Genomic DNA, 6,525 nt, shown 5'->3' with positions numbered 1-6,525 from the left:
CGCGCAAACGGGATCCGGCGAAAACCCAGCCGATCCAGATCAATCCAATTCCACAAAAAAAACGCCACGGCGAACCGTGGCGTCTCGTCAATCGAACAGCAACCTCAAGCCAGCCGCTCTTCCGTCTGCGGATCGAACAACACGGCCTTCGACACATCGAACAGCAGCGTCATGTTCGACGTCGGCTGCGGATTCGACGCCGGGTGCACACGCGACACGATGCGCTTCCCGTTCACCTGCGCAAACACGAGCGTGTCCGGCCCGGTCGGCTCGATCACATCGACGCGCACGTCGACCGGTTGCAGGCTCGCATCCGACACATCGTGCGCGCTGCGCGAATCGGTGATGCGCTCGGGGCGCAGACCGAGGATCACGTCCTGACCGACCTTGCCACGCAGGCGGCCCGCGTCGAACGGCAGATTCAACACCTTCTGCGCGACGCCCGTATCGAGCTGCAAACCAACACCCGAGCCCGATTCGACGAGCTTGCCAGCGATGAAATTCATCGGCGGCGCGCCGATGAAGCCCGCGACGAACAGGTTGGAAGGCGAGTCGTAGATTTCCTGCGGCGCGCCGAACTGCTGCACGATGCCGTCTTTCATCACGGCGATGCGGTCGCCGAGCGTCATCGCTTCGATCTGGTCGTGCGTCACGTAGACGATCGTCGTGCCCAGGCGCTGATGCAGCAGCTTGATCTCGGAGCGCATCTCGATACGCAGCTTCGCATCGAGGTTCGAAAGCGGCTCGTCGAACAGGAACATCACGGGGTCGCGCGCGAGCGCACGGCCCATTGCAACGCGCTGGCGCTGACCGCCCGACAACTGCCCCGGCTTGCGATCGAGCAGATGACCGATCTGCAGCGTCTCCGAGACGCGATCGACGATCTTCTTCTGCTCGTCCTTCGGCACCTTGCGGATGTTCAGGCCGAACGAGATGTTGTCGCGCACGCTCATCGAAGGGTAGAGCGCGTAGGACTGGAACACCATCGCGATGTCGCGATCCTTCGGCGAGAGATTGTTGACCGTCTTGCCGTCGATCATGATGTCGCCGCGCGTCACGGTCTCGAGACCCGCGATCATGTTGAGCAAGGTCGATTTGCCGCAGCCCGAGCCGCCGACGAGGATCAGGAACTGACCGTCCTCGATGTCGATGTTGACGCCCTTGAGAACCGGCACCCCGTTCGGGTAGGTCTTGTACACGTCACGGATGGAAAGGCTTGCCATGTGAATCCTCTATATCTCTATCGAACGAAGTCGATTAACCCTTCACCGCGCCGGCCGTCAGCCCGCGCACGAAATAACGTCCCGCGATCATGTAGACGAGAATCGTCGGCAATGCGGCGATGATCGCGCCCGCCATGTCGACGTTGTATTCCTTCACGCCCGTCGACGTGTTCACGAGGTTGTTCAGCGCGACCGTGATCGGCATGGAATCCACACCCGAAAACACGATACCGAACAGGAAGTCGTTCCAGATCTGCGTGAACTGCCAGATCAGGCAGACCATGAAGATCGGCAGCGACACCGGCAGCAGGATCTTCGTGAAGATCGTGAAGAAGCCCGCGCCGTCGATGCGCGCCGCCTTCACGAGCTCGGCCGGAATGCTCACGTAGAAGTTGCGGAAGAACATCGTCGTGAACGCGATGCCGTAGATCACGTGAACCAGCACGAGGCCGGTCGTCGTGTTCGACAGGCCGAGAAAACCCTGCAGGCGCGCCATCGGCAGAAGAATTGCCTGGAAGGGGATGAAGCAGCCGACGAGCAGCATCGTGAAAAGGCCGTCCGCGCCGCGAAAGCGCCAGTGCGTGAGCACATAGCCATTGAACGCGCCGATGAACGACGAGATCAGCACGGCCGGAATCACCATGCGCACGGAGTTCATGAAGAACGGCTCCATGCCGTCGCAACGCACGCCGGTACACGCGCCCGACCACGCCTTGACCCACGGATCGAAGGTGAAGTGCGTGGGCGGCGTGAGCAGGTTGCCCGTGCGAAGCTGGTCGAGATCCTTGAAGGACGTCGACAGCATCACGTAGATCGGGAACAGGAAGTAGAGCGCGAAAAGTATGAGCACCGCGTAGATGACGGCGCGGCTCAGGGTCATCTTAGGCTGCATTGCGAGTGCTCCTCGATTCGAGATACATGAGCGGCACGAGCACCGCGACGACCGTGGCGAGCATCATCATCGACGACGCGGCGCCCACTCCGAGCTGACCACGGTTGAACGAGAACGTGTACATGAAGATCGCCGGCAGCGACGACGACGTGCCCGGCCCGCCCGCCGTCAACGCGACGACGAGGTCGAAGGTCTTGATCGTGATGTGGCAGAGAATCAGCAGCACGGAGAAGAACACCGGCCGCATGCTCGGAATCACGATCTTGCGATAGATGGTCGGCAAACCCGCGCCGTCCATCTGCGCCGCCTTGAAGATTTCACTATCGACGCCGCGCAGGCCGGCGAGGAAGAGCGCCATCACGAAGCCTGTCGATTGCCACACGGCCGCGATCACGACGCAGAAAATCGCCTTGTCCGGGTCGCCCAGCCAGTTGAACGAGAAGCTCGTCCAGCCCCAGTCGTGGAACACTTTCTCCAGACCGAGGCCCGGGTTCAGGATCCACTGCCAGGCGGTGCCCGTCACGATGAACGAGAGCGCCATCGGGTAGAGGAAGATCGCGCGCAATGCGCCTTCGTTGCGGATCTTCTGGTCGAGAAGGATCGCAAGGAAAAGGCCGAGGAACACGCAAATCGCAATGAAAGGAATGCCGAACCAGCCGAGATTGGCGGCGGAAGTCCACCAGACGTCGTTGGCGAAGAGCTGTCGATAGCGGTCCAAGCCCGCGAAATCGTAGCGCGGCATGAGCCGCGATTCGGAGAGTGACAGATACCCGGTGATGGCGATGAAGCCGTAGACGAAAACGAGCGCGATCACGACGCTGGGAGCGAGCACCAGCTTCGGAATCAGGCGATCGGCGAGCGCCGCCGTCGGTGAGACGCGACGGGGCGGATTTTGCGGCTTCTTGTCCGCGGTGATGGAGGCAGTCACGACTCGACTCCTGGAAGATGCGCCGGCGCTTGGGTGCGTTGAGGTGCGTTTAGGTGCACTGAAAGGCGCTTCTGTGGCGAATGCCTGCTGGCGCTGAAAGATGCGACGTTACAGATGCAGTCCTGCTGCGTCTTGCGCCGCCCGGCGCATGCATGGGCACACGCGCCGGGCGGAAACTGCCTTACTTCGTCTTGGCGGCGTTCGCGAGTGCGGCAACCGCGCTCTTCGAATCCTGCGACGAATTCATGAACTTCGTCACGACGTCGGTCATGGCGCCGGCGACTGCATCGCCCTGAGCCATGCCGTGCGCGAGCGACGGAACATAGCCGCCCGATTTGATCGCCGTCTGTTCATCAGAGTAGGACTTCTTCGCGCAGTCGTCGAACTTGTCCATCGGCACGCCGAGACGGACCGGGATCGATCCCTTGTTCAGGCTGAACTGCTCCTGGAACTCCGGCGTCATGATGGTCTTCGCGAGCGCGAGCTGACCCGGCGTCGCGGCCTTCTGGCCCTTCTGCTGGAAGAACACGAACGAGTCGACGTTGAACGTGTAGGCCTTTTCCGTGCCCGGCACCGGCGCGCAGATGTAGTCCGTGCCCGCCTTCTTGTTCGCGCCGGCGAATTCGCCCTTCGCCCAGTCGCCCATGAACTGCATGCCGGCCTTGCCGTTGATGACCATGGCCGTCGCGAGGTTCCAGTCACGGCCCGTGCGGCCGCTGTCGAAGTAGCCCTGAATCTTGCGGACCGTGTCGAACACCTGAACCATCTTGTCCGAGGTCAGCGTTTTCTGGTCGAGATCGACGATCGCCTTCTTGTAGAAGTCCGCGCCCTGCGAAAGCACGACGTCTTCCCACAGCGTCAGGTCCTGCCACGGCTGGCCGCCCATCGCGATCGGCATGATGCCCGCGGCCTTCATCTTGTCGGCGACCTGGAAGAACTCGTTCCAGTTGGTCGGCACCTTGCCGCCGGCCTTGTCCAGCGCGGCCTTGTTGATGTACAGCCAGTTCACGCGGTGCACGGAGAAGGGCGCCGCGACGTAGTGGCCGTCCGCGTGGATGATCTTGTCGATCTCAGGCGGCAGGTTCTTCTTCCAGTCGCCCGCGACGGAATCGATCGGCACGAGCACGCCCTGCTCGGCCCATTCCTGGATCAGCGGACCCTTGATCTGCGCCGCCGACGGCGCGTTGCCCGAGATCACCTGCGTCTTCAGTGCGGTCATCGCGGCCGCGCCCGCGCCGCCCGCGACAGCGAAGTCCTTCCAGGTGTAACCCTGCTTCGTCATGTCGTCCTTCAGCACGCCGACAGCCTTGGATTCGCCGCCGGACGTCCACCAGTGCAGCACGGAAACAGCCTCGGCAGCCTGAACCGCCGACGCCGTTGCGCCGCACAGAAGACCTGCGGCGCACAGCGCGCCCATGAGCTTACGGACTTTCATTGTTTATCTCCTCCAGACACCAGAACAAGAAACGATTGGCTCCCGATGCCGCCAGAAGCATGGGTAAGAAGCGTTGTCAAAAAAACGGCAAAACTGGATGGCCGGAAATCGGCGATGTCGGCGGGGAAGCGGCAGCGCGGGTCACCACGAACGCAGCGTGCCGGGCCGGCAGACCGATTTACGGCCGCACGGCTCTCAAGAGATGAGTGGGTTCAATCGCAACGGCTGTCTCCTCTTTTGATTTTTGCCGGGCCGTTCGAACTTGCCCCGAAAGGCGCGCTCGACGGCGAGGCGCGAGGCCGGGCGCACGGGAGCCGCAAGGGACGCTTCTCTGTGAAAAGCGGCGAGCCGCGGGCTCCGTTAACATGCGCACAGAACGTCTGACCGGAAAAAAGCCGTCACCAGATTTGACTGATTGACATGTCTTATTTTCCGTCGATGACATTTCCTCTTGATTTGGATTGTAGTTAAACTACAATTCAGTGTCAAAAAAAATTTTATCGGACTACGGCGTCATTCGTGGTCTCATTGGGCGGCACGCCCCGATTCGACTCACATCCAGTTCTGGAACCCTCGTTCAGACTCATGCAAAGCGACTCGAACTTCACCTTCGTACTCTTCGGCGGCACCGGCGATCTCTCCATGCGCAAGATTCTTCCCGCGCTCTTCGAGGCCCATCGCGCGGGCATGCTCAATCCGGCGGGCAGGATCGTTTCGGTCGCGCGCGAAGCGATGGAGCAAGCCGAATATCGCGCGTGGGTCGAGAGTCACGTGAAGCCGCACGTATCGAAGGATGGTCTCGACGACGCCGTATGGCGCAGCTTCGTCGATCGCTTCGAGTACGTCGGGCTCGACCTCGGACGCGCGGAAGATTTCGTCCTGCTGCGCGACGTGCTCGCACAGTTCGACGGCACGCGCGTCTTCTATCTCGCGACCGGCCCGAAGCTTTTCGTGCCGATCTGCCGCGCGCTCGCCGCTGTCGGGCTGAACCAGAACTCGCGCATCGTGCTCGAAAAGCCGCTCGGCTACGATCTGAAATCGTCGAACGCGATCAACGACGCCGTCGGCGAAATCTTCCAGGAAGAGCAGATCTACCGGATCGATCACTATCTCGGCAAGGAGCCGGTGCAGAACCTGCTCGCGCTGCGCTTCGGCAACGCGCTGTTCGAGCCGCTGTGGCGCCGCGAATGGGTCGAGAGCATCCAGATCACGATCGCGGAAGAGCTGGGCGTGGAAGCGCGCGGCGACTTCTACGACAATACGGGCGCGCTGCGCGACATGGTGCAGAACCATTTGCTGCAACTGCTCTCCATCGTGACGATGGAGCCGCCGCACTCGATGGATTCCGACTCCGTGCGCGACGAGAAATTGCGCGTGCTGCGGGCGCTCAAGCCCATCGACGAGCGCGACATCAGCCGCGTCGCGGTGCGCGGGCAATATCATGCGGGTGTCGTCCGGGGCACGGCGGTGCCGGCGTACGCGACCGAACCGGGCGTGCGTCCCGACAGCACGACGGAAACCTTCGTCGCGCTGAAAGTGGAGATCGAGAACTGGCGCTGGGCGGGCGTGCCGTTCTTCCTGCGCACGGGCAAGCGGCTTGCGGACCGTGTCGCGGAGATCGTCGTGAACTTCCGCGCGGTGCCGCATTCGGCGCTCGGCGCGAACGCATTGCGCGCGGGCTCGAACCGTCTCGTGATCCGGTTGCAGCCCAATGAGTCCATCCGGCTGTATTGCCTCGCGAAGCAGCCCGGCGAAGGCATGAATCTCGCGAGCGTGCATCTGGATCTCGCGTTCGATCAGTTCTTCAAGGAAGGACAGATGGAGGCGTATCAGCGCCTGCTGCTGGACGTGATTCACGGCCGCCTCGCGCTCTTCGTGCGGCGCGACGAGCAGGAAGCGGCGTGGCGCTGGGTCGAGCCGATCCTGAACGCGTGGGCATCGGGCACCAACAAGCCGAAGCCTTACGCGGCGGGCACGTGGGGGCCGGCGGCGTCGAGCGCGATGCTCGCTCAGGCGGGCACCTGCTGGCTCGAAGAAGAAAACTGAT

At 62.3% G+C, this 6,525-nt stretch carries 5 protein-coding genes; 1 reads left to right on the top strand and 4 read right to left on the bottom strand.

Features of this window, described 5'->3' with window-relative positions:
• Positions 1 to 104: 104 nt before the first annotated feature.
• From PQR08_RS12440 to PQR08_RS12425, 4 genes are all read right to left on the bottom strand, one after another.
• Entirely contained in the window at positions 105 to 1,223 is a 1,119-nt protein-coding gene (locus PQR08_RS12440; RefSeq protein WP_035506187.1) for an ABC transporter ATP-binding protein, read from the bottom strand.
• Positions 1,224 to 1,257: 34 nt separating this feature from the next.
• Positions 1,258 to 2,115 (bottom strand): carbohydrate ABC transporter permease, encoded by an 858-nt coding sequence (locus tag PQR08_RS12435; RefSeq protein ID WP_238288149.1) that lies wholly within the window; start codon positions 2,113 to 2,115, stop codon positions 1,258 to 1,260.
• Positions 2,105 to 3,043, bottom strand: coding sequence for a carbohydrate ABC transporter permease (locus PQR08_RS12430; protein ID WP_035506189.1), 939 nt, complete (start codon positions 3,041 to 3,043; stop codon positions 2,105 to 2,107). Before PQR08_RS12430 ends, PQR08_RS12435 begins: the two co-directional genes overlap by 11 nt.
• A 181-nt stretch (positions 3,044 to 3,224) precedes the next feature.
• Positions 3,225 to 4,478: an ABC transporter substrate-binding protein gene (locus PQR08_RS12425; protein WP_187607192.1), complete on the bottom strand. Its 1,254-nt coding sequence runs from the start codon at positions 4,476 to 4,478 to the stop codon at positions 3,225 to 3,227.
• Positions 4,479 to 5,063: 585 nt separating this feature from the next.
• On the opposite strand from PQR08_RS12425, the gene zwf reads away from it, so the two are divergent.
• A complete protein-coding gene (zwf, locus tag PQR08_RS12420) occupies positions 5,064 to 6,524 on the top strand; it encodes a glucose-6-phosphate dehydrogenase (protein ID WP_238210117.1) in 1,461 nt (486 codons plus the stop codon).
• The last annotated feature ends 1 nt before the right edge of the window (position 6,525 follow it).

Source organism: Caballeronia jiangsuensis, assembly GCF_046030135.1.
Taxonomy (GTDB): Bacteria; Pseudomonadota; Gammaproteobacteria; order Burkholderiales; family Burkholderiaceae; genus Caballeronia; species Caballeronia jiangsuensis.
This window is presented reverse-complemented; position numbering and strand designations above follow the sequence as displayed.

Bases quoted from the DNA above. Each gene is read 5' to 3' on its own strand.
- PQR08_RS12440 (WP_035506187.1), bottom strand. From the start codon at position 1,223: ATGGCAAGCCTTTCCATCCGTGACGTGTACAAGACCTACCCGAACGGG.
- PQR08_RS12435 (WP_238288149.1), bottom strand. From the start codon at position 2,115: ATGCAGCCTAAGATGACCCTGAGCCGCGCCGTCATCTACGCGGTGCTC.
- PQR08_RS12425 (WP_187607192.1), bottom strand. From the start codon at position 4,478: ATGAAAGTCCGTAAGCTCATGGGCGCGCTGTGCGCCGCAGGTCTTCTG.
- zwf (WP_238210117.1), top strand. From the start codon at position 5,064: ATGCAAAGCGACTCGAACTTCACCTTCGTACTCTTCGGCGGCACCGGC.